The sequence below is a fragment of the Klebsiella sp. RC2 genome (assembly GCF_014192815.1).
Classification (GTDB): domain Bacteria; phylum Pseudomonadota; class Gammaproteobacteria; order Enterobacterales; family Enterobacteriaceae; genus Klebsiella; species Klebsiella variicola.
In genome coordinates, this window is the sequence record NZ_JACHYL010000002.1 from 70,281 (window position 1) to 90,776 (window position 20,496).

Consider the following 20,496-nt stretch of genomic DNA (forward strand, 5'->3'; position numbering starts at 1 on the left):
ACGTGATTAGGGTTTCCTGGCCACCGGCACATCCAGGGCCTGCAGGATGTCGACAAACGGCGAAGGTTGCGCTTTGTTAAACAACAACCACACCCGATGACGTGCGCGGGTTATCGCCACGTACAGTAGTCGACGCTCCTCCGCATCAGGAAAATCTTCCGGCTGCGGCAGGAGCGCCTGCTCCATGATCGACTCGCGCGCCGGCGCGGGAAACGCATCCTCTCCCTCCTGCAGTCCCAGCACAATCACATAGTCCGCCTGCTGGCCCTTGCTGGCATGAATAGTCATAAAATCAAGCTGCAGATGCGGCCAGCGCGTCGCCGCCTTGTTGAGCGCGTCGGGCTTCAGATGATGGTAACGGGCAAGCAGCAGGATCCGCTGCTCGGGCTTAACGTAGCCGCTCAGTTTATCCAGTAAATCATCCAGCTTATCGTCGGCTAACAGCGTGACGGCCTTTTTATCGCCCGCCGTCAGGCTGTTCAGCGGCTTACTTAACTGATGCGGATTCTGCTGGATAAAGCCATTGGCGATTTCGCCAATGCGGCCGTTAAAGCGATAGGTGGTATCCAGCGCGCAGCTATCCCCTTCGCCAAAGTAATGATTAAACGCGGTGGTCAGGGAAAGCTGGGCCCCGCTGAACCGGTAAATCGCCTGCCAGTCATCCCCGACGGCAAAGAGCGTGGTTTGGCTGTTCTGCCGGCGTAATGCAGCCAACAGCGAGGCCCGCTGCGGCGAGATATCCTGAAATTCATCCACCAGAATGTGTTTCCAGGGGCTGACGAAGCGGCCTTTATCGAGAATATTGACCGCCTGATGGATCAGGCCGGAAAAATCGACCGCATTCTCGGCCTTCAGCGCCGCCTTCCACTCTTTCATCAGAGGCGACATCAGTTTCACCCGTTTACTGAACTGATCGCGTACCGCCTCCGGCGCCCCGGCAATCATCTCTGCCTGGGAGCCGCCGTGCATACGCATCAGGCTGACCCAGCGGTCGAGCCGGCTGGCCATACGCCGCTGCACCTTCTTGTCCTGCCAGAAATCGCCTTCCGGCAGTTGCCAGCCCATCTCCTCTTCCAGCCACAGGCGCCAGCCTTTCGCCTGCGCTTTTTTCTCCTGACACTGCTGCTGCCAGCTTTTCACGAGCAGCGCCTGACGAGCTGCGCTATCGCTTTCCAGTTTACTGATGGTGGGGACTTTTTTGCTGCCCTGCTGAATAATATGTAGCGCCAGCGAGTGGAAGGTACGCGCGGTGATATCGTCGGATGCAAGACGCTCGCGGATCCGCGCATCCATCTCTTGCGCCGCCTGGCGGCCGAATGCCAGTAACAAAATTTGCTCTGCTGCCGCTTCTCCCCGCGCCAGCAGCCAGCCTGCCCGCGCCACCAGCACCGAGGTTTTGCCGCTGCCCGCGCCCGCCAGCACCAGCAGGGAACGTTCGCCGTTCACCACCGCCCGTGCCTGTGAGGCATTAAGAGGGGACGACTCAACGCCGTCAAAAAAGCCGCGATACTGCTCAAGCATCGCCTCGGTGAAGGCCTGGTTATGGGCCAGGCGTGTCGCTTCAATATCCCCTAACCAGCGCTGACACTCCCGCCACAGCTCCCGACAGTTGTCAAAGGCCTCAAGCCGGCTGGTGGGCATCGGCAAACCAGTCAACGCCTGGCGAATGTTATCCTGCACATCCGCCACCTGCTGACGCGTCAACCATTTGCCTTCCGCACGGGTGCGCTCGATCGTCGCCAGCTGCCGCTTCAGTACGCCAGCGGCGATGTCACTCATTTCCGCGCTCCACTGCTCCCAGAGCGTTTGTAAATGGTGATAGAAGCGCTGCGTTTCGCTCCACTCGGTACCGTGCAAACGCACGACTTTGCTGTCAGGCAACACAAACTCCAGTTCGCCCCAGACCAGACCGCGCTTACAATGCACTGACAATAACTGATTGAAAGGGATAAGATACTCATGACGGTCGCCGGAAACCTTTACGCCGGCGTTCAGTAACTGCACCCGATCATAAGGGTGCTGAGCCATGCGTTTGCCCAATGTTGTCGCTTTAAGTTCCATATAATGTCGATTTTCAATCAGGGTGGATTGTTTTTCAGTTTAACCGCCCGGGACCAGGTGCTCCAGCGCAAAAAAACGTTACAATTGTCAGGTCTTATTATCCACAGGGCAAAACCGAGGCTTTATGCGTACCATTCTGAATATTTTGAACTTTATCCTTGGCGGTTTCGCCACCACTCTAGGCTGGCTGCTCGCCACGCTGGTTAGCATCGTTCTGGTCGTCACGCTGCCGCTGACCCGCTCCTGCTGGGAAATCACCCGACTCTCCTTATTTCCATACGGTAACGAGGCGATTCATGTGGATGAGCTGGAGCCGGGCCGTAAAAATGGCCTCCTCAACGCCGGCGGCACCGTGCTGAATATTCTGTGGTTCATTTTTTTCGGCTGGTGGTTGTGCCTGATGCATATTTTCAGCGGCATAGCTCAATGTCTGACCATTATTGGCATCCCGGTGGGGATCGCGAACTTTAAAATTGCTGCCATTGCCCTTTGGCCGGTAGGACGTCGGGTCGTCTCTGTGGAAACCGCGCGTGCCGCACGTGAAGCCAATGCGCGTCGTCGCTTTCAGTAACCGAACGGAACACGGACATGATTAGCCCCCTGCTACGCCGCTATACCTGGAACAGTGCCTGGCTTTATAACGTACGGATCTTTATTGCGCTCTGCGGCACAACGCTGTTTCCCTGGTGGATCGGCGAAGTCAAACTGACCATCCCTCTCACCCTTGGCGTTGTTGCCGCGGCCCTGACCGACCTCGACGACCGGCTGACCGGTCGTCTGCGCAACCTCGCCATTACCCTGGTCTGTTTTTTTATCGCCTCCGCCTCCGTGGAGCTGCTGTTTCCGTGGCCGCCGCTGTTTGCCCTCGGCCTGACCGTGTCTACCATCGGCTTTATTTTGCTCGGCGGCCTCGGCCAGCGCTATGCCACCATCGCCTTCGGCGCCCTGCTCATCGCCATCTACACCATGCTCGGCGTCACACTGTACGATCACTGGTATCTACAGCCGTTGTTCCTGCTGGCGGGGGCCGTGTGGTACAACCTGCTGACGCTGTCCGGGCACCTGATTTTTCCGATTCGTCCATTGCAGGACAACCTGGCGCGTAGCTATGAGCAACTGGCTCGCTATCTGGAGCTCAAATCCCGGCTGTTTGATCCTGACCTGGAGGATGAGAGCCAGGCGCCGCTGTACGATCTGGCCCTCGCCAACGGCCAGCTGGTTGCTACGCTTAACCAAACCAAGGTCTCGCTGCTAACCCGACTGCGAGGCGATCGGGGCCAGCGCGGCACCCGCCGCACCCTGCAGTACTACTTTGTGGCCCAGGATATTCATGAACGCGCCAGCTCATCGCATATTCAGTACCAGACTCTGCGCGATCAATTCCGCTACAGCGACGTGATGTTCCGTTTCCAGCGCATGCTCTCGATGCAGGCCCAGGCCTGCCAGAAGCTCTCGCGGGCGATTTTACTGCGCGAACCCTACCAACATGACGCCCATTTTGAACGCGCGTTTATGCATCTCGACGCGGCGCTTGACCGTGTGCGCGCCAGCGGCGCGTCCGACGAGCAGATCAATGCCCTTGGGTTTTTACTCAATAACCTGCGCGCTATCGATGCGCAGCTGGCCACGATTGAATCGGTGCAAACGACCGCGCCTGCCGGGAGCAACACCGAGACGCTGTTGGCCGACGACAGACTCGGCGGGCTGAACGACATCTGGCTGCGTCTGCGGCGCAACATGTCACCGGAGTCCGCTCTCTTTCGCCACGCGGTACGTATGTCGCTGGTGCTCTGCGCCGGCTATGCCTTTATCCAGTTTACCGGGCTCCAGCATGGCTACTGGATCCTGCTGACCAGCCTGTTTGTCTGTCAGCCGAACTATAACGCCACCCGCCACCGACTGGCGCTGAGGATCATCGGCACGCTGGTGGGGGTGGCGATCGGCCTGCCCGTCCTGCTGCTGGTGCCTTCGATTGAAGGGCAACTGGTGTTGATCGTGCTCACCGGCGTGCTGTTCTTTGCCTTTCGTAACGTGCAGTACGCCCATGCCACCATGTTTATTACGCTGCTGGTGCTGCTGTGCTTTAACCTGCTTGGCGAAGGTTTTGAGGTCGCGCTACCGCGCATTATTGATACCCTGATCGGCTGCGCCATCGCCTGGGCGGCGGTCAGCTTCATCTGGCCGGACTGGAAATTTCGCAATCTGCCGCGCGTCCTGGACCGGGCGATGAACGCAAACTGCCGTTATCTGGATGCCATTCTGGAGCAGTATCACCAGGGCCGCGACAACCGTCTGGCCTATCGTGTCGCCCGCCGTGATGCCTACAACCGTGATGCCGAACTGGCCTCCGTGGTCTCGAATTTGTCGACTGAACCGCGCGCGGATGGCGCCCAGCGCGAGACCGCTTTTCGCTTGCTGTGTCTCAACCATACCTTCACCAGCTACATCTCCGCTCTCGGTGCGCATCGGGAAAAACTGTCCACCCCCGATATTCTTGCCCTGCTGGATGATGCTGTTTGTTATGTTGATGACGCCCTGCACCATACCCCCGCCGATGAACATCGGGTGCAGAAGTCTTTGACCAGCCTGCAAAGCCGGATCCAGCATCTGGAACCGCGCGCGGACAGTAAAGAGCCGCTGGTATTACAGCAGATTGGCTTGTTGCTCGCGCTGCTGCCTGAAATTTGCCGCCTGCAACAACGCGTTCACGCTCAGACAGAATAACGGCGGCTGTCCCCTGCCCATTCGAGCAGCTCCTGACGCCGCAGCGTCGGGAGCGCGGCGGCGTGAACGCCGACAATCGCCCCCTCCAGCGCCAGCAAGACGTTGAGCGACAGAGAGGCGTTGTTTTCTCGTAGCCGTTGCCAGGCCTGCTGAGCGCCTACCTCCCGAAGCGTCCTGACATCCGGTATGCCCGCGTGGATCAGCTGCAATTCCATATGAAAGCTGATATTGGGTAAATCCTTCAGACGGCCCGACGCCCGTCGGTGGTTCTTTTCACGCTGCGCACTCTGCCACGACAACAGCGACAGCCGAAAAAGCTGAGTCTCATCGCACCACAATGCGTCGTCAATTTGATAATACTTCATCGGCACGATGCGCCCATGTCGGCGCAGCGTTAATAAAGGATTGCGATGTTCAACCCGATACGCGGCGCTCTGCTCGCAGGCCCTCAGGTAAATATCGCCCTCTGCCACCATCGCAAACACCGTATCATCAATGGCCAGGCTATAGCCGCCAAAAAGCGGACGAGAATGTAACTGACCCAGCGGCGAGACGCAGGCCTGAAATTGCGGGAACCGCGGACATACTAGTTTTCTCATGATCATTCCTTTGTTAATCATGTAATTAAACTTAAGTTGTTAACGGATCCGCTAAGAGAAAACATAAGGGACTTCCCGAACAGCAGCAAGATGATTTTCGCCGACTTTTCTACCAGAATGCGGTTTTGCGAGACGCTTTCAGAAAATCACTGACGTTGCTGCAATCAACAGGGTGGAAAGAAATCATTAGCCGGCATTAAGGATATCGTTGAGGAGAGGTGCGCATCGCTATAAATCAGACGCGGCGGGAAATGATTAAATTTCAGCCAGCAAAATGGCAAATTGCGGTTGATCTTTTCCCCAGGTAGATATACTGTATATGCATACAGTAACTACAGGCGGGATAGACTATGTTTACTTCAGCTCACGCAAATCGTTCAGCACAGGCTTCTGCTTCTGCAGGCCACTACGCTCATCGTTCTGGCGAACAGACCGCCAATGGGCTGATCAGTGAAATTGTCTATCGTGAAGATCAACCCATGATGACACAGTTACTGCTGCTACCTTTATTACAGCAGCTGGGTCAACAGTCTCGCTGGCAGCTGTGGCTCACGCCGCAACAAAAGCTTAGCCGTGAGTGGGTCCAGTCTGCCGGTCTGCCGCTGTCTAAAGTCATGCAAATTAGCCAGCTGTCACCCTGCCATACCGTAGACTCAATGATCCGCGCGCTGCGCACCGGTAATTATAGTGTGGTTATCTGCTGGCTAACGGAGGAGCTAACCGCGGAAGAGCACGAGCGTCTGGTCAATGCCGCCCAGGAAGGTTGCGCGATGGGATTCATCATGCGCCCGGTGAGAAATCAAGGCACGCTCGGCAGACAACTCAGCGGGCTAAAAATTCACTCCAATTTGTATCATTGAGTGAAATTAGGATTATTCCTGGAATTTTTTTTACCGATGGTAAAGACACAGCGTTTTTCAGGGACTTTTTCGCGCAATGCCTGTCACACGGGGATTTCTGCCTTTTTTCTGCGTACGAAAATCAACCATATTTGTTAAATATTGTGTACACAACCCTTTTTTTTCATATGCCTGACAGAGTTCACACTTGTAAGTTTCGAACTAAGTTGTAGACTTTACATCGCCAGGGGTGATCGGCTTACGCTGCATGTATCAGCATAGTTAACAACAAGTCACGCCCCGGGTGAAGGATTTAACCGTGAGGTCTTTTGTAACTTCATGGCGAATTTTGGATGATAATGAGGCGCAAAAAATGAAAAAGACAGCTATCGCGATTGCAGTGGCACTGGCTGGCTTCGCTACCGTAGCGCAGGCCGCTCCGAAAGATAACACCTGGTATGCAGGTGGTAAACTGGGTTGGTCCCAGTTCCATGACACTGGCTGGTACAACAGCTCTCTGAACAACAATGGCCCGACCCACGAAAGCCAGCTGGGCGCTGGTGCGTTCGGTGGCTACCAGGTTAACCCGTACCTCGGTTTCGAAATGGGTTACGACTGGCTGGGCCGTATGCCGTACAAAGGCGACCAGGTTAATGGCGCATTCAAAGCTCAGGGCGTTCAGCTGACCGCTAAACTGGGTTACCCGATCACTGACGATCTGGACATCTACACCCGTCTGGGCGGCATGGTATGGCGCGCAGACTCCAGCAACAGCATCGCTGGCGACAACCACGACACTGGCGTATCTCCGGTATTTGCTGGCGGCGTAGAGTGGGCTGTGACTCGTGACATCGCTACCCGTCTGGAATACCAGTGGGTTAACAACATCGGCGACGCGGGCACCGTTGGCGTTCGTCCGGACAACGGCATGCTGAGCGTGGGTGTTTCCTACCGTTTCGGTCAGGAAGATGCTGCACCGGTTGTAGCTCCGGCTCCGGCTCCGGCTCCGGAAGTGACTACCAAGCACTTCACCCTGAAGTCTGACGTTCTGTTCAACTTCAACAAAGCAACCCTGAAACCGGAAGGTCAGCAGGCTCTGGATCAGCTGTACACCCAGCTGAGCAACATGGATCCGAAAGACGGTTCTGCAGTTGTTATGGGCTTCACCGACCGTATCGGTTCCGAAGCTTACAACCAGCAGCTGTCTGAGAAACGTGCTCAGTCCGTTGTTGACTACCTGGTTGCTAAAGGCATCCCGGCTGGCAAAATCTCCGCACGCGGTATGGGTAAATCCAACCCGGTTACTGGCAACACCTGTGACAACGTGAAAGCTCGCGCTGCACTGATCGACTGCCTGGCCCCGGATCGTCGTGTAGAGATCGAAGTTAAAGGCTACAAAGAAGTTGTAACTCAGCCAGCGGCTTAAGTTATAACTGATGAAAAAACCCGCCTCGGCGGGTTTTTTTATGCCTTCTCTCCCGCTTTTGCGGTGGTGGGCCCCATATCAGAGTAGCCTCTGACAGGCCGCCGTAAAGACTACTCTTTGCCTAACAGTTCCTGCAGATCGTGTTTCAGGCTCGACATTTTGCTGGCGTACTTCTCTTTATGCTCAGCATCCTCAATCAGCTGCACGATGGTTTCGGACAAGGTTTTACCCCGCCGCTGCGCCAGGCCGGCAAGACGCTGCCAGACGACAAACTCCAGATCGATAGACTTCTTACGCGTGTGCTGATGCTCCGCGTTAAAATGCCGTTTTCGTCGCGCGCGGATGGTCTGCTTCATGCGGTTCATCAGCGCCGGATTCATATGCTGCTCAATCCAGGCATGCACCAGCACAGGTTCATTCTCGAGCGTCAGCAAGTCATCTACCGCAGCTTGCGCAGCGCTGGCCTCAATGTAGCGGGTAATCAGCTCACCTTCCCGGTGCTTCTTTACCAGATATTTCCATTTCCAGCCGCTTTCAAGATTTTCCAGTTGTTGATATTTCATTGCGATCTCAATGTGACCGTGTAACTCATTTCAGGATATCAGTTTTTTCCTGATGTGCTGAATATAAATCATTATTCGTGAGGTGTATGGCCGGGGAATCATCGGGGTAATCATAATCCTCCGTGTGCTCAGTCGCGGCATCAGGTATAATTGCGCGCTTTACATCTAACTAAAAAACAGCGACTTTGACCATTACGAAACTGACCCGAACCGACCTTGCGCCCGATATGGAACCTTATCAGGCGCTGTTTGCCCAAGCTGATCTCTCTCAACCGGCCCCCTCCCTCTCGGGCGATCTGCAGCCGCGTCTGTTCTACGCGCTTGAGCAATTGCTGTGCACGCCGGCAGTCTCCTCCTTCATGCTGGTGAAAGCCCCCGAAGAACCGGAGTATCTGCAATGGCTGACGGCAGAAACCCGTACGCTGCATGAACCTACCGCCCCGCTCTACGGGGTCCGCTATGACGTTGACGGCGCTCGCGTGACGCTCTCCCCGGCGCAACGGGCTGAGGATAATTTTGCCAGCACCGCCCCGGTCGTCGCGGCCGATTGGGTAGAGGCGGAACAGCTGTTTGGCTGCGTACGCCAGTTTAACGGCGACATCACCCTCCAGCCAGGCCTGGTTCATCAGGCCAATGGTGGCGTGCTGGTAATCTCGCTTCGCACACTGCTGGCGCAGCCGCTTCTGTGGGTGCGCCTGAAAAATATGGTGACCCGTCAGCGGTTTGACTGGCTCTCCATCGATGAGTCGCGCCCGCTGCCGGTCAGCATTCCCTCCATGCCGCTGAGCCTGAAAGTCATGCTGGTCGGCGAACGCGAATCGCTGGCGGATTTCCAGGAAATGGAACCAGAGCTTTGCGCTCAGGCGATCTACAGTGAGTATGAAGACACTTTGCAGTTTGCTGACGCCGAGACGCTGAAAGCCTGGTGCCAGTGGGTATGGCAAAATGCCCAGCAGCTGACGCTGCCAGGTCCGGCGGCCGACGCCTGGCCACTGCTGATCGATGAGGGGACGCGCTACACCGGCGATCAGGAGACCCTGCCACTCAGTCCGCTATGGATAGCCCGCCAGCTGCGGGAGGCCGCCGCCTTCTGCGAAGGCGAGGAGATTACTGGCGAAGAAATGCAGACGATGCTGGCACGCCGGGAGTGGCGTGAAGGCTACCTCGCAGAACGAATGCAGGATGAAATCCTGCAGGAACAGATCCTGATTGAAACCGAAGGCGAATGCGTCGGGCAGATCAACGCCCTGTCGGTGATTGAATTCCCCGGCCATCCGCGCGCATTCGGTGAGCCTTCGCGCATCAGCTGCGTCGTGCACATTGGTGATGGCGAGTTTATTGATGTCGAACGCAAAGCCGAGCTCGGCGGCAATATTCATGCGAAAGGCATGATGATCATGCAGGCTTTTCTGATGTCCGAGCTGGAGCTGGAGCAGCAGCTTCCGTTCTCCGCTTCGCTGACCTTCGAACAGTCCTACAGTGAAGTGGACGGCGACAGCGCCTCCATGGCTGAACTCTGCGCCTTAATCAGCGCGCTGGCCAATGTGCCGATTAATCAGAGCATTGCGATTACCGGTTCCGTTGACCAGTTTGGTCGCGTGCAGCCGGTCGGCGGTCTGAACGAAAAAATTGAAGGTTTCTTCACTATCTGTCAACAGCGCGGGCTAACCGGTAAACAGGGCGTCATTATCCCTGCGGCCAACGTTCGTCATCTCAGTCTTAGCCATGAGCTCCGTCAGGCCGTTGCCGAAAACCAGTTTGCCATCTGGGCCATTGACGATATTACCGAAGCGCTGCCGATGCTGACCCAACTGATGTGGGACGGTGAAGGGCAGACGCTGCGACAAACCATTCAGGAGCGGATAGCGCAGGCGACCCAGCAAGAGACTCGCCATCGTTTTCCGTGGCCGCTACGCTGGTTAGGTGGGACAAGTTCTAACTGATCGGACTTGTTCAGCTTACACGTGTTAGCTATCCTGCGTCCCGAACTTAAAATAAGGCTTACTGAAAACATGGTAGATAAACGCGAATCCTATACAAAAGAAGATCTTCTTGCCTCTGGTCGTGGTGAACTGTTCGGCGCGAAAGGCCCGCAGTTGCCAGCACCAAACATGCTGATGATGGACCGCGTCATCAAAATGAGCGAAACCGGTGGTAACTATGACAAAGGTTATGTTGAGGCGGAACTCGACATCAACCCGGACCTGTGGTTCTTCGGTTGCCACTTCATCGGCGATCCGGTGATGCCGGGCTGCCTGGGCCTGGATGCGATGTGGCAGCTGGTCGGGTTCTATCTTGGCTGGCTCGGCGGCGAAGGCAAAGGCCGTGCGCTGGGCGTTGGCGAAGTGAAATTCACCGGTCAGGTTCTGCCGACCGCGAAAAAAGTCACCTACCGCATCCACTTCAAGCGCATTGTTAACCGTCGTCTGATTATGGGCCTGGCGGATGGCGAAGTGCTGGTTGACGATCGTCTGATCTATACCGCGAACGATCTGAAAGTCGGCCTGTTCCAGGATACTTCCGCTTTCTGATAATTATCGGCAGCGATTAAAAGGCGAAGCCCCCGCTATGCGGAGGCTTCTTTTTTAAAGAGACAGTGTCAGGCCGTTAGTACCCTGTCCTCCATGGCTTCTCGCCAGCCTCCCAGCCACCATGAGCGTTGATTCAAGCTCTGGTATGGACACATTTCTTTCGATCTCCCCGCGATACCCGCTTGATATCCACGTTGATGTGCCCGTTCCAGGCGATCTCGTTTTTGTCTCTTCATGCCTCGTTTCCCTCATTCTTTGATCTGGTGGAAAAGAAAACAGTGGTCGCAAATTGTGCAGCCACGGGTTACGAATACCGCGAAATGAAGACAACGTCAATGCGCAAAATTCACGCCAGTGTCATATTTGTGACCTATATAAGAGTTCATTTTTTGTTCATTCGGCGCAGCGCTCGGTAACGAGCTGACCTGGCAAAAAAAATGCCGCGCGGCTCAGATGAACCGCGCGGCATATCACTTTTATGAAATTTACTTATGGCAGACGGTTAAGCTCGCCGGCAATGGCCACCGCCTCCTGGCTCCACGCCTGGGCCAGGGTCTTCACCATCGCGTCATAGCCATCCTGCTGCTGCTTGAGCACGATGTTAAACGGGCGCTTAATCAGCTGTCCCTGATGCTTCAATAGCCACTCGCCGCTGACGATAACCCGCCCGTCGTAGCGCCCGTGAAAGCCATTTACCGCCACATTGAGCGTATCCTGCTCGCTGCCCAAGGGTTGGGACGACACTACCCAGCCCGGCAACTGCTGGCTGAGGTTTGCCACCAGCGTAGTACGCAGCTGCTGGTCCAGCGGGCTGGCCCACAGATTATTATTGGCGATTACATACTGCACATCGGTGGTTTGATAGACCACTCCATTGCCCGCCAGATAATCCGGGATGCTGACCTGCTCAACCCACAGCAGACGTGCCCCCTGGCTGGCGGCGCTCTGCGCGCCGCCCTGCACCACCGGCAACTGGTAATATGTTTTGCTCTCACCGCCGCTACTGCACGCCGTCATCACGCAAACGGCTGCCACCAGTAACCATTTTTTCATTATTTCGCTCCCTTCGGCTGTGGGTCTTTTTTATCCTTCGCCTCAAATACCAGCGCATTGCTCTTATCATTGAGCGTTTTCAGGACCGGCTGCAGCTCACGCAGCACCTGATCCAGACGCTGCATATCGGCCACCATCTTATTGTAGGCCGCGGAGCCCGGCTGGAAGCCCTGCATGCTGCGGTTCAGCTCGCGCAGCGTCGTCTGCATATCGGCAGGTAGCTGCTGCATCGACTGACTGGAGGTGATCTTATTCAGACTATCCAGCGTGGTCTGTACATGCTGCATGGTCTTCTCGCTTTGCGCCAGCGTACTGGTTGCCTGTTCCAGTAGCGGATTGAGCGGCAGGTTATTGATTTTATCCAGCGCATCCATCAGACGCTGCTGGATCTGCGCCAGTCCACCGCTAATGGTCGGGATAATCGGATAGCCGTTAAACTCCTGAATTTTCCCACGCGGCGGCGCTTTCGGATAGAAGTCGAGATCGATATACAGCGCGCCGGTCACCAGGTTACCGGTTTTCAGCGAGCCGCGCAGTCCGCGGTTGATCAGATCGTCAATGTGAGCGCGAATATTCGGATCGCCGCCGAGCTGGTTGACCAGACGCTGCGGTTCAACCCGCACTTCCACCGGAATGCGATAGTCATCGTTCAAACGCTGCTTCAGCCCAGGAATAAAGAACGGCACTTTGCCGACGGTTCCCAGACGGATGCCGCGGAACTCCACCGGCGCGCCGGGCTGCAGGCCACGAACCGAGTCTTTGAAGAACATCACGTAATCGATATGCTCGGTAAAGACCGAATCCTGGATGCTCTTCTGATCGTCAAACAGGTGATATTCCGTTTTGTTCGCCACCGGCTCGCCGAGGTCCAGTCCTTCCGGAATATCGAAGCTCACCCCGCCGCCAAACAGCGTCGACAACGAGCCCATCTCGACGCGCATCCCCGCCGCGGTCAAATCAACGGCGATCCCGCTGTCCTTCCAGAAGCGAACGTTAGTGGTCACCAGGCGGTCATTAGGCGCGTTGATGAACAGCTGATAAGTGATATGACGTTTCTGCGCATCAAAGGTGCTGGTTTCCACCGACCCCACGCGATAACCGCGGAACAGCACCGGGTCGCCTGGCGACAGCTGGCCTGCCTTGCTGCTTTCCAGCAAAATCCGGATCCCCTTGGCATCCGGCGAGGCCAGCGGCGGAGAATCCAGCAGCGGATACTGCGCCGGCACCGAACCTTTCGACCCCGGCTGCAGTTCAATATAGGCCCCGGACAATAATGTCCCGAGACCACTGATCCCCTCGCGCCCTACCTGCGGTTTCACCACCCAGAAGACGGAATCGTTATGCAGTAATTTCTGCATGCCGGAATTGAGGCGAGCTTTGATTTCCACGTGGGTTAAATCGTCGGTCAGCGTCGCGCTCTCTACCACCCCAACATCCACGCTGCGGCTCTTGATCCGGGTTTTTCCCCCTTCAATGCCTTCCGCGTTAGTGGTGATCAGCGTGACCTCTGGTCCCTGATGGCTGTAATGATAAAACAGGATCCACGCTCCGATCAGCGCAGTGACGATAGGGAAGATCCACACCGGTGACCAGTTCTTCACCTTCTGCACTTTCGCTTCTCCGCTCTTATTTTCCATGTTGTTGTATTTCCTCATGGCTTGAATCTGGCTCACGATCCCACAGTAAACGGGGATCAAACGTCATCGCTGAAAACATGGTCATCACCACCACCAGCGCAAACATGACCGCGCCGATGGCGGGATAGATATTCATCAACCCTCCCATGCGCACCAGCGCAGAGAGCACGGCGATGACAAAAACGTCAATCATTGACCAGCGGCCAACAAATTCCACCACTTCATAAATCAGATGCATGCGTTCCGAATCGCGCGCGCCGTTGCCGTTAGCATTCCAGCACAGCCAGGCGATAGCGATCATCTTCAGCGTCGGCACCATAATACTGGCGATAAAGATCACCAGCGCCACCGGATAGGAGCCCTCGCTCCACAGTAACACCACCCCGGCCATAATGGTCGACGGCATTTTATCGCCCAGCAGATCGGTGATCATGATCGGCATAATATTGGCGGGAAGATAGAGAATAAATGAGGTCACCAGCAGCGCCAGCGTCCACTGCAGGCTATTTTTACGCCGCGCCGTCCCTTTGCTGTGACAGCGCGGGCAGACGGTCTGGTCGGCCGGTAACACCGCCGTGCAGCAGCCGCAGGAGCGCAGCCCCTGGCGGATCCCGGCTACCCCGACCTTCAGCGGCTGGGTAATCGCCGGCATAGGGGCAATATCATCCCATAGCCAGCGGCGGTCGACGCACTGGAAGGTGCGTAACTGCAGCAGGCAAAACATGCACCAGGGAATAAAGCTCAGGCCGATGCCGATATCGCCGTAGGCCATCAGTTTGACGAAGCTCACCAGCACGCCGGCAAGAAAGATCTCCGCCATGCCCCAGGTCTTGAGGTGAAACAAAATGCGCGCCAGAAACGCCTTAAGCCCAGCGGGCATCCTGACCCGATTGACCAGCAGCAAAATGGTGACCAGACAAAAGGCCGGTACCAGTTGCACAAAGAGTAAAAAGAAGGTGCCGAGGCTGGCGTAATCCTCGGTAAACAGCACGTTGGGAATTTCCAGCAGCGCTATTTCGCTGCTGATGCCACCCACTTTCATATAGATAAAAGGAAAGAGGTTGGCCAGCAGCAGCATAAACAGCGCGACCAGCGCGTAAGCCGTGGGACGCTGGCGAGGCGCGTCCCACGTGGTGGTTAACGTTGTACCGCAGCGCGGGCAGGCGGCTTTCTGGCGATGCTCAAGCTGCGGCAAAGCCACCAGCAAATCACATTGGGGACATAAAATATGTCGCGCAGCATGATGGTGATCGCACATGACAACTCCTCGGCTCAGGCGCCGTTCTTTAATCCTTCGAGATATTCCCAGCGTTCAAAGGCGGCTTCCAGCGCCTGCTCCGCTTCGGCCAGCTGCGCCAGCACTTGCTGCGTACGATCGTGCGATTGGCCAAAGAAGTCAGGATCGGCTACCTGCTCCTGCAGCGTTTGCAGTTCGGCCTCAAGCGTTTCCAGCTTCTGCGGCAGTTGCTCCAGCTCGCGCTGCAGGTTATAGCTTAGTTTGTTCCCGCCGCGTTTGACAGTTTCTGCTTTTGGATGAGCGACTTCCGTCGTTTTTTTAACGATCGTCTGCTTTTGCGCCAAAGACTGGGCCTGCTGACCGCGGGCGTCGTGATAACCGCCTACGTACTGACCAATATGGCCGCCGCCTTCGAAGATCCAGCACTCGGTCACGGTATTGTCGACAAACTGACGATCGTGGCTGACCAGCATCACGGTGCCCTGATAGCCATCGATCAGCTCTTCCAGCAGCTCCAGCGTTTCGACATCAAGGTCGTTTGTCGGTTCATCGAGAATCAATAAGTTACTGGGTTTCAGGAACAGTCGCGCCAGCAGCAGACGGTTACGCTCCCCGCCGGACAGCGCGCGGACTGGCGTCATCGCCCGTTTCGGATGGAACAGGAAGTCCTGCAGATAGCCCAGCACGTGCCGCGGCTTACCGTTAACCATCACCTCTTGCTTACCTTCGGCGAGGTTATCCATCACCGTCCGGTCCGGATCCAGCTCTGCACGGTGCTGGTCGAAGTAGGCGACTTCCAGCTTGGTGCCAACGTGGATCCGCCCGCTGTCGGCCTGCAACTGGCCAAGCATCAGCTTCAGCAGCGTGGTTTTCCCGCAGCCATTGGGGCCGATCAGGGCAATCTTATCGCCGCGCTGGATTTGCGCGGAGAAATCTTTCACCAGCACTTTGCCGTCAACCTGATAGTTGACGTTCTCCATTTCGAAAACGATTTTGCCGGAGCGCGAAGCCTCTTCCACCTGCATCTTCGCACTGCCCATCACTTCCCGGCGCTCGCCGCGCTCGCGACGCATCGCTTTCAGGGCGCGAACGCGGCCTTCGTTGCGGGTACGACGCGCTTTAATCCCCTGGCGGATCCACACCTCTTCCTGGGCCAGCTTGCGGTCGAATTCAGCATTCTGCAGCTCTTCAACCCGCAGCGCTTCTTCTTTATCCAGCAGATACTGATCGTAATTGCCCGGATAGGTCACGAGCTTGCCGCGATCGAGATCGACGATGCGCGTCGCCATGTTGCGGATGAAGGAGCGGTCGTGCGAAATAAAGATAATGGTGCCTTTAAAGCTTTTCAGGAACCCTTCCAGCCAGTCGATAGTTTCGATATCGAGGTGGTTCGTCGGTTCATCCAGCAACAGCACGCGCGGCCCGCTGACCAGGGCACGGCCCAGCGCCGCTTTACGCAACCAGCCGCCGGAAAGCGAAGCCAGCTGCGCGTCGGCGTTAAGACCAAGCTGCTCGATCACTTCATTGATGCGGCTATCCAGCTGCCACAGGCCCAGGTTATCCAACTGTTCCTGCAGACGGGCCAGTTCATTTAAATTTTTGTCGCTCGGGTCGGTCATCACCTGATGCGAAACATCATGGTAGGCCTTCAGGTAAGCGGCCTGTTCGGCGATCCCTTCGGCGACGAAATCGTACACCGTACCGGCAACGTTGCGCGGCGGATCCTGCTGCAGACGCGCGACGATCAGATCCTGTTCATAAATAATACGCCCGTCATCCAGCCCCTGTTCACGGTTAAGGATCTTCATCAGGGTCGATTTACCGGCGCCGTTGCGCCCAACCAGACAGACGCGTTCGTTATCTTCGATATGCAGTTCAGCATTATCCAGCAGCGGCGCATCGCTGAATGAAAGCCAGGCGCCGTGCATACTAATCAGTGACATTCTTTATTCCTTTCAGGCTGCAGTAATCAGCCAGCAGTTGTGGATCTGACGGTTGCGGGCAAAATCCTGCGACAGCGTTTTTTGCGAAATCTCTTGCGCCTTCAGGCCAAGCGCCGCCAGCCCGTCATGATCCATACGGAAACCGCGTTTGTTGTTCGAGAACATAATGGTGCCGCCTTTACGCAGCAGACGTTTCAGATCGGTCATCAGGCGAATATGATCGCGCTGCACGTCAAAGGCATCTTCCATTCGTTTGGAGTTAGAGAAAGTCGGCGGATCGATAAAGATCAGATCGAACTGCTCGGTGCTTTCCCGCAGCCAGCCCAGCACGTCAGCCTGCATCAGGCGATGCGCACGACCGGTCAGGCCATTGAGACGCAGGTTGCGCTCCGCCCACTCCAGATAGGTACGCGACATATCCACCGTGGTCGTAGAGCGCGCGCCGCCCAGACCGGCGTGGACGCTGGCGCTGCCGGTATAGGAGAACAGGTTAAGGAAATCCTTACCCTTGCTCATCTGGCCGAGCATACGACGGGCGATACGGTGGTCGAGGAACAGACCGGTATCGAGGTAGTCGGTGAGGTTAACCCACAGGCGCGCGTTGTACTCCTGCACCTCGATAAAGTCGCCCTTCTCCGCCATCTTCTGATACTGGTTTTTACCCTTTTGCCGCTCGCGGGTCTTCAGCACCAGCTTGTTGGGGGCGATTTCCAGCACGGCGATGGTCGCCGCGATAATATCAAACAGACGCTGGCGCGCTTTGTGCGCATCGACGGTTTTCGGCGGCGCATACTCCTGGACCACCACCCAGTCACCGTAGCGATCGATCGCCACGTTATATTCCGGCAGATCGGCATCGTACAGGCGATAGCATTCAATGCCTTCCTGACGGGCCCACTTTTCAAATTTCTTCAGATTCTTACGCAGACGGTTGGCAAAATCTTCCGCCAGCATCGCCGGCTTGCCGCCTTCGCTTTCCGCCAGGTGATAGTTTTTCTGTATGCAGTCCAGCGGGCCGTTCTTCGCTTTGAACTGTTTATCGGCACGCAGCTGCAGGCAGCTCAGCAGTTCCGGCGAGGCGCTGAACACCGACAGGTTCCAGCCGCCAAACTGACTTTTCATGATCCGGCCCAGCAGGCTGTGCAGGGCAATCAGCGCCGGTTCGCTTTCCAGGCGCTCGCCGTACGGCGGGTTGCTGATCACGGTGCCGTACGGGCCTTTCGGCAGCGGGTTATTCAGCTGGGCGACGTCTTTGACTGCAAAATCGATCAGCTCGCCGATGCCGGCCCGGCGGGCGTTGCGGCGCGCGCGCTCAATGACGCGCTCGTCGACGTCAGAGCCATAGAAGCGCGACCCATAGGCCGCCAGCCCCTGGCGGGCGCGGGTTTGCGCTTCCGCCTTCACCTCTTTCCAGATAGCGTCATCGTGCTGCGCCCAACCGCCAAAGCCCCAGTGGCCGCGGTGCAGACCCGGCGCACGATCGGTCGCCAGCATCGCCGCTTCAATCAGCAGGGTACCGGAGCCGCACATCGGATCGAGCAGCGGCGTACCCGGTACCCAACCAGAGCGCATGACGATCGCCGCCGCGAGGTTTTCTTTGATCGGCGCCATACCGGTACCATCGCGGTAGCCGCGCAGATGCAACCCTTCCCCGCTCAGATCCAGGGAGATATGCGCCGTCTCTTTGTTCAGCCAGACGTTGATCCGCAGATCGGGCGACTCACGATCGACATTCGGGCGCGGCAGGTTTTTACGCGTGAAGCTGTCGACGATGGCGTCTTTGACTTTTAATGCGCCATACTGGCTGTTGCGGATCTCGTCATTGAGGCCGCTAAAATGTACCGCGAAGGTGGCGCCAGGGTTAAACATCTCCGTCCACGGAATGGCCTGTACGCCGAGGTACAGATCCAGATCGCTGTATACGCGACACTCGCCCAGCGGCAGCATGATGCGCGAAGCCAGCCGGCTCCACATCAGGCTTTGATACAGCAGGCGCGTATCCCCCTGAAAATGGACCCCGCCCTGGACGACCTGGCAGTCCGTCGCGCCAAGTCCTTCCAGTTCAGTTTTTAACAGCTCTTCCAGCCCACGAGCCGTACTGGCAAACAGAGAATTCATATCGTCACTTTTACTTAAAGAAAATTGGTGCGCATTATAGCCAATATGTGCCCTATGTCATAAAGTTATAGGCTTATTTTTGGAACCCGGAGGCAGCGTATGGTAACGCTCTCGCGACTTTTTATTCATCCCGTTAAATCCATGCGCGGCATGGGCCTGACCCACGCCTTTGCTGATATCAGCGGCCTGGCCTTCGATCGCCTGTTTATGGTCACCGAAACCGACGGGACCTTTATTACCGCCCGCCAGTTTCCGCAAATGGTAAAATTTATTCCGGCGCCGCTGCATGATGGCCTTCACCTGACCGCGCCGGACGGCAGCAGCGCCGTGGTGCGTTTTAGCGATTTCGCCCTGCAGGCCGAGCCCACCGAAGTCTGGGGCAACCATTTCACCGCCCTTATCGCACCCGCCGCCGTTAACCAGTGGCTCAGCGGCTTTTTCAAGCGCGATGTCCAGCTGCGCTGGCTGGGACCGCAGTTAACCCGCCGGGTGAAGCGCCACGATGCGGTACCGCTCTCCTTCGCCGACGGCTACCCGTACCTGCTGGCTAACGAGGCCTCGCTGCGCGATCTGCAGCAACGCTGCCCGGCCAGCGTAAGCATAGAACAGTTTCGTCCTAACCTCGTGGTCACCGGCGCGGCCGCCTGGGATGAAGATAGCTGGAAAGTGATCCGCGTCGGCGAAGTGGTGTTTGACGTCGCTAAGCCATGCAGCCGCTGCATTTTTACCACCGTCAGTCCAGAGCGCGGGCAGAAGCATCCCACCGGGGAGCCGCTGGAAACCTTAAAGCGTTTTCGTACTGCGCTGGACAATGGCGATGTCGATTTTGGCCAGAACCTGATTGCCCGCAACAGCGGGGTGATCCGGGTGGGTGATGAAGTCGAAATCCTCGCCCGCGGCCCGGCGAAAGCCTACGGCGCCGGCGAGAGCGACGATACTCCGGCCCCGGAAGCGCAGCAGCAAGCTACGGTTGCCATCGAATGGCAGGGTCAACAGTTTAGCGGGAATAACCAGCAGGTGCTGCTGGAGCAACTGGAGCAACAGGGCATTCGCGTACCCTATTCGTGTCGGGCAGGGATCTGCGGCAGCTGCCGCATTCGGCTGGAAGAGGGCGAAGTCAGCGCGTTAAAGAAAAATGCGGTCGCCGGGGACGGCACCATTCTCGCCTGCAGCTGCGTACCGAAAACGGCGCTGCGCCTGGCGCCTTAAACCGCCTGTCCCAGGCTGTAGCTGACCGCGCTCTGCGCCGGCTGCAGCCTGTCGTTCATGATTTTAATAACGTCGCCTAACTGCATCACGCGCCCGGCAAGGGTGAGACCCGGCTGGGCAAGCAGACAAAGCGCGGCGTTATCTCCCGGCTCCACCACCAGCAAATTCACCTGCTCCCCGGTATCGCTCAGCCAGACGCAGGCGGCGTCGCCGCCGCTCGGCTGCCACTGGTGGGGATGAGCGATAAAGTGCCAGCTTTTCGGCATCTGCGGTTTGAGAAAACGGATCGCGGTTAACGCATTGAGGACTAATTCCGCTCGCTGTTCTTTCGACAGTTCGAGATCGCGACATTTTTCTTCAAAGGAGAAATAGAGCGCGGCGTCATCGACGCAGAATCCCGACGGCGCAAAGGCATCCGGGGTCAGCATTCGCCGGGCGAAGCGCGAGCGAAATAACATGCCATTGGCCAAATCGAGCATCATGCGGTCATACTCTTCATCGTAATACCAACGCCAGTTATCGTCAGGTTTAATGCGCATTTTTCCCCCTGTCCCCT

Annotated in this window: 17 protein-coding genes; 7 read left to right on the forward strand and 10 right to left on the reverse strand. The window is 56.8% G+C overall.

Features of this window, described 5'->3' with window-relative positions; genetic code table 11:
- Nucleotides 1-6 precede the first annotated feature (6 nt).
- Nucleotides 7-2,061 carry a DNA helicase IV gene (gene helD / locus FHW76_RS05225; RefSeq protein WP_012968608.1) on the reverse strand — a complete coding sequence of 685 codons (2,055 nt, stop codon included), beginning with the start codon at nt 2,059-2,061 and terminating at the stop codon, nt 7-9.
- 124 nt (nt 2,062-2,185) lie between these two features.
- On the opposite strand from helD, the gene FHW76_RS05230 reads away from it, so the two are divergent.
- Nucleotides 2,186-2,632 carry a YccF domain-containing protein gene (locus FHW76_RS05230; RefSeq protein ID WP_008805896.1) on the forward strand — a complete coding sequence of 149 codons (447 nt, stop codon included), beginning with the start codon at nt 2,186-2,188 and terminating at the stop codon, nt 2,630-2,632.
- 17 nt (nt 2,633-2,649) lie between these two features.
- Nucleotides 2,650-4,785 carry a YccS family putative transporter gene (gene yccS / locus FHW76_RS05235; RefSeq protein WP_008805895.1) on the forward strand — a complete coding sequence of 712 codons (2,136 nt, stop codon included), beginning with the start codon at nt 2,650-2,652 and terminating at the stop codon, nt 4,783-4,785.
- Here the strand turns inward: yccS and FHW76_RS05240 are convergent.
- Nucleotides 4,773-5,384 (reverse strand): TfoX/Sxy family DNA transformation protein, encoded by a 612-nt coding sequence (locus FHW76_RS05240; protein ID WP_183476350.1) that lies wholly within the window; start codon nt 5,382-5,384, stop codon nt 4,773-4,775. The genes yccS and FHW76_RS05240 overlap by 13 nt on opposite strands.
- Before the next feature lie 350 nt (nt 5,385-5,734).
- Here FHW76_RS05240 and sulA point away from each other — a divergent pair, with 350 nt between their 5' ends.
- Both sulA and ompA read left to right on the forward strand, forming a co-directional pair.
- Nucleotides 5,735-6,244 (forward strand): SOS-induced cell division inhibitor SulA, encoded by a 510-nt coding sequence (gene sulA / locus FHW76_RS05245; RefSeq protein WP_008805893.1) that lies wholly within the window; start codon nt 5,735-5,737, stop codon nt 6,242-6,244.
- Nucleotides 6,245-6,596: 352 nt separating this feature from the next.
- Nucleotides 6,597-7,649, forward strand: a complete 1,053-nt coding sequence (ompA, locus tag FHW76_RS05250; RefSeq protein ID WP_008805892.1) for a porin OmpA — start codon at nt 6,597-6,599, stop codon at nt 7,647-7,649.
- Nucleotides 7,650-7,759: 110 nt separating this feature from the next.
- Here the strand turns inward: ompA and matP are convergent, their stop codons facing one another.
- A complete protein-coding gene (gene matP / locus FHW76_RS05255) occupies nt 7,760-8,212 on the reverse strand; it encodes a macrodomain Ter protein MatP (protein ID WP_008805891.1) in 453 nt (150 codons plus the stop codon).
- A gap of 185 nt (nt 8,213-8,397) precedes the next feature.
- Here matP and FHW76_RS05260 point away from each other — a divergent pair, with 185 nt between their 5' ends.
- Nucleotides 8,398-10,155, forward strand: a complete 1,758-nt coding sequence (locus tag FHW76_RS05260) for a Lon protease family protein (RefSeq protein WP_012968609.1) — start codon at nt 8,398-8,400, stop codon at nt 10,153-10,155.
- 69 nt (nt 10,156-10,224) lie between these two features.
- Entirely contained in the window at nt 10,225-10,743 is a 519-nt protein-coding gene (gene fabA / locus FHW76_RS05265; protein WP_012542300.1) for a bifunctional 3-hydroxydecanoyl-ACP dehydratase/trans-2-decenoyl-ACP isomerase, read from the forward strand.
- Nucleotides 10,744-10,811: 68 nt separating this feature from the next.
- On the opposite strand, the gene rmf is transcribed toward fabA, so the two are convergent.
- From rmf to rlmKL, 6 genes are all read right to left on the reverse strand, one after another.
- Nucleotides 10,812-10,979, reverse strand: coding sequence for a ribosome modulation factor (rmf, locus tag FHW76_RS05270; protein WP_002898396.1), 168 nt, complete (start codon nt 10,977-10,979; stop codon nt 10,812-10,814).
- Between the two features lie 253 nt (nt 10,980-11,232).
- Nucleotides 11,233-11,796: a membrane integrity-associated transporter subunit PqiC gene (gene pqiC, locus FHW76_RS05275; RefSeq protein WP_008805888.1), complete on the reverse strand. Its 564-nt coding sequence runs from the start codon at nt 11,794-11,796 to the stop codon at nt 11,233-11,235.
- Nucleotides 11,796-13,433 carry an intermembrane transport protein PqiB gene (gene pqiB / locus FHW76_RS05280; protein WP_008805887.1) on the reverse strand — a complete coding sequence of 546 codons (1,638 nt, stop codon included), beginning with the start codon at nt 13,431-13,433 and terminating at the stop codon, nt 11,796-11,798. Before pqiB ends, pqiC begins: the two co-directional genes overlap by 1 nt.
- Entirely contained in the window at nt 13,423-14,691 is a 1,269-nt protein-coding gene (gene pqiA / locus FHW76_RS05285) for a membrane integrity-associated transporter subunit PqiA (protein ID WP_012542302.1), read from the reverse strand. Before pqiA ends, pqiB begins: the two co-directional genes overlap by 11 nt.
- Nucleotides 14,692-14,705: 14 nt before the next feature.
- Nucleotides 14,706-16,613: an ABC transporter ATP-binding protein gene (locus tag FHW76_RS05290; protein WP_183476353.1), complete on the reverse strand. Its 1,908-nt coding sequence runs from the start codon at nt 16,611-16,613 to the stop codon at nt 14,706-14,708.
- A gap of 12 nt (nt 16,614-16,625) precedes the next feature.
- Nucleotides 16,626-18,731 (reverse strand): bifunctional 23S rRNA (guanine(2069)-N(7))-methyltransferase RlmK/23S rRNA (guanine(2445)-N(2))-methyltransferase RlmL, encoded by a 2,106-nt coding sequence (gene rlmKL / locus FHW76_RS05295; RefSeq protein WP_008805884.1) that lies wholly within the window; start codon nt 18,729-18,731, stop codon nt 16,626-16,628.
- Between the two features lie 99 nt (nt 18,732-18,830).
- Between rlmKL and FHW76_RS05300 the strand changes: the two genes are divergently transcribed.
- A complete protein-coding gene (locus tag FHW76_RS05300; protein WP_012968611.1) occupies nt 18,831-19,940 on the forward strand; it encodes a YcbX family protein in 1,110 nt (369 codons plus the stop codon).
- Here FHW76_RS05300 and zapC read toward each other — a convergent pair.
- Nucleotides 19,937-20,479, reverse strand: coding sequence for a cell division protein ZapC (gene zapC / locus FHW76_RS05305; protein ID WP_183476356.1), 543 nt, complete (start codon nt 20,477-20,479; stop codon nt 19,937-19,939). The genes FHW76_RS05300 and zapC overlap by 4 nt on opposite strands.
- Between the last annotated feature and the right edge of the window lie 17 nt (nt 20,480-20,496).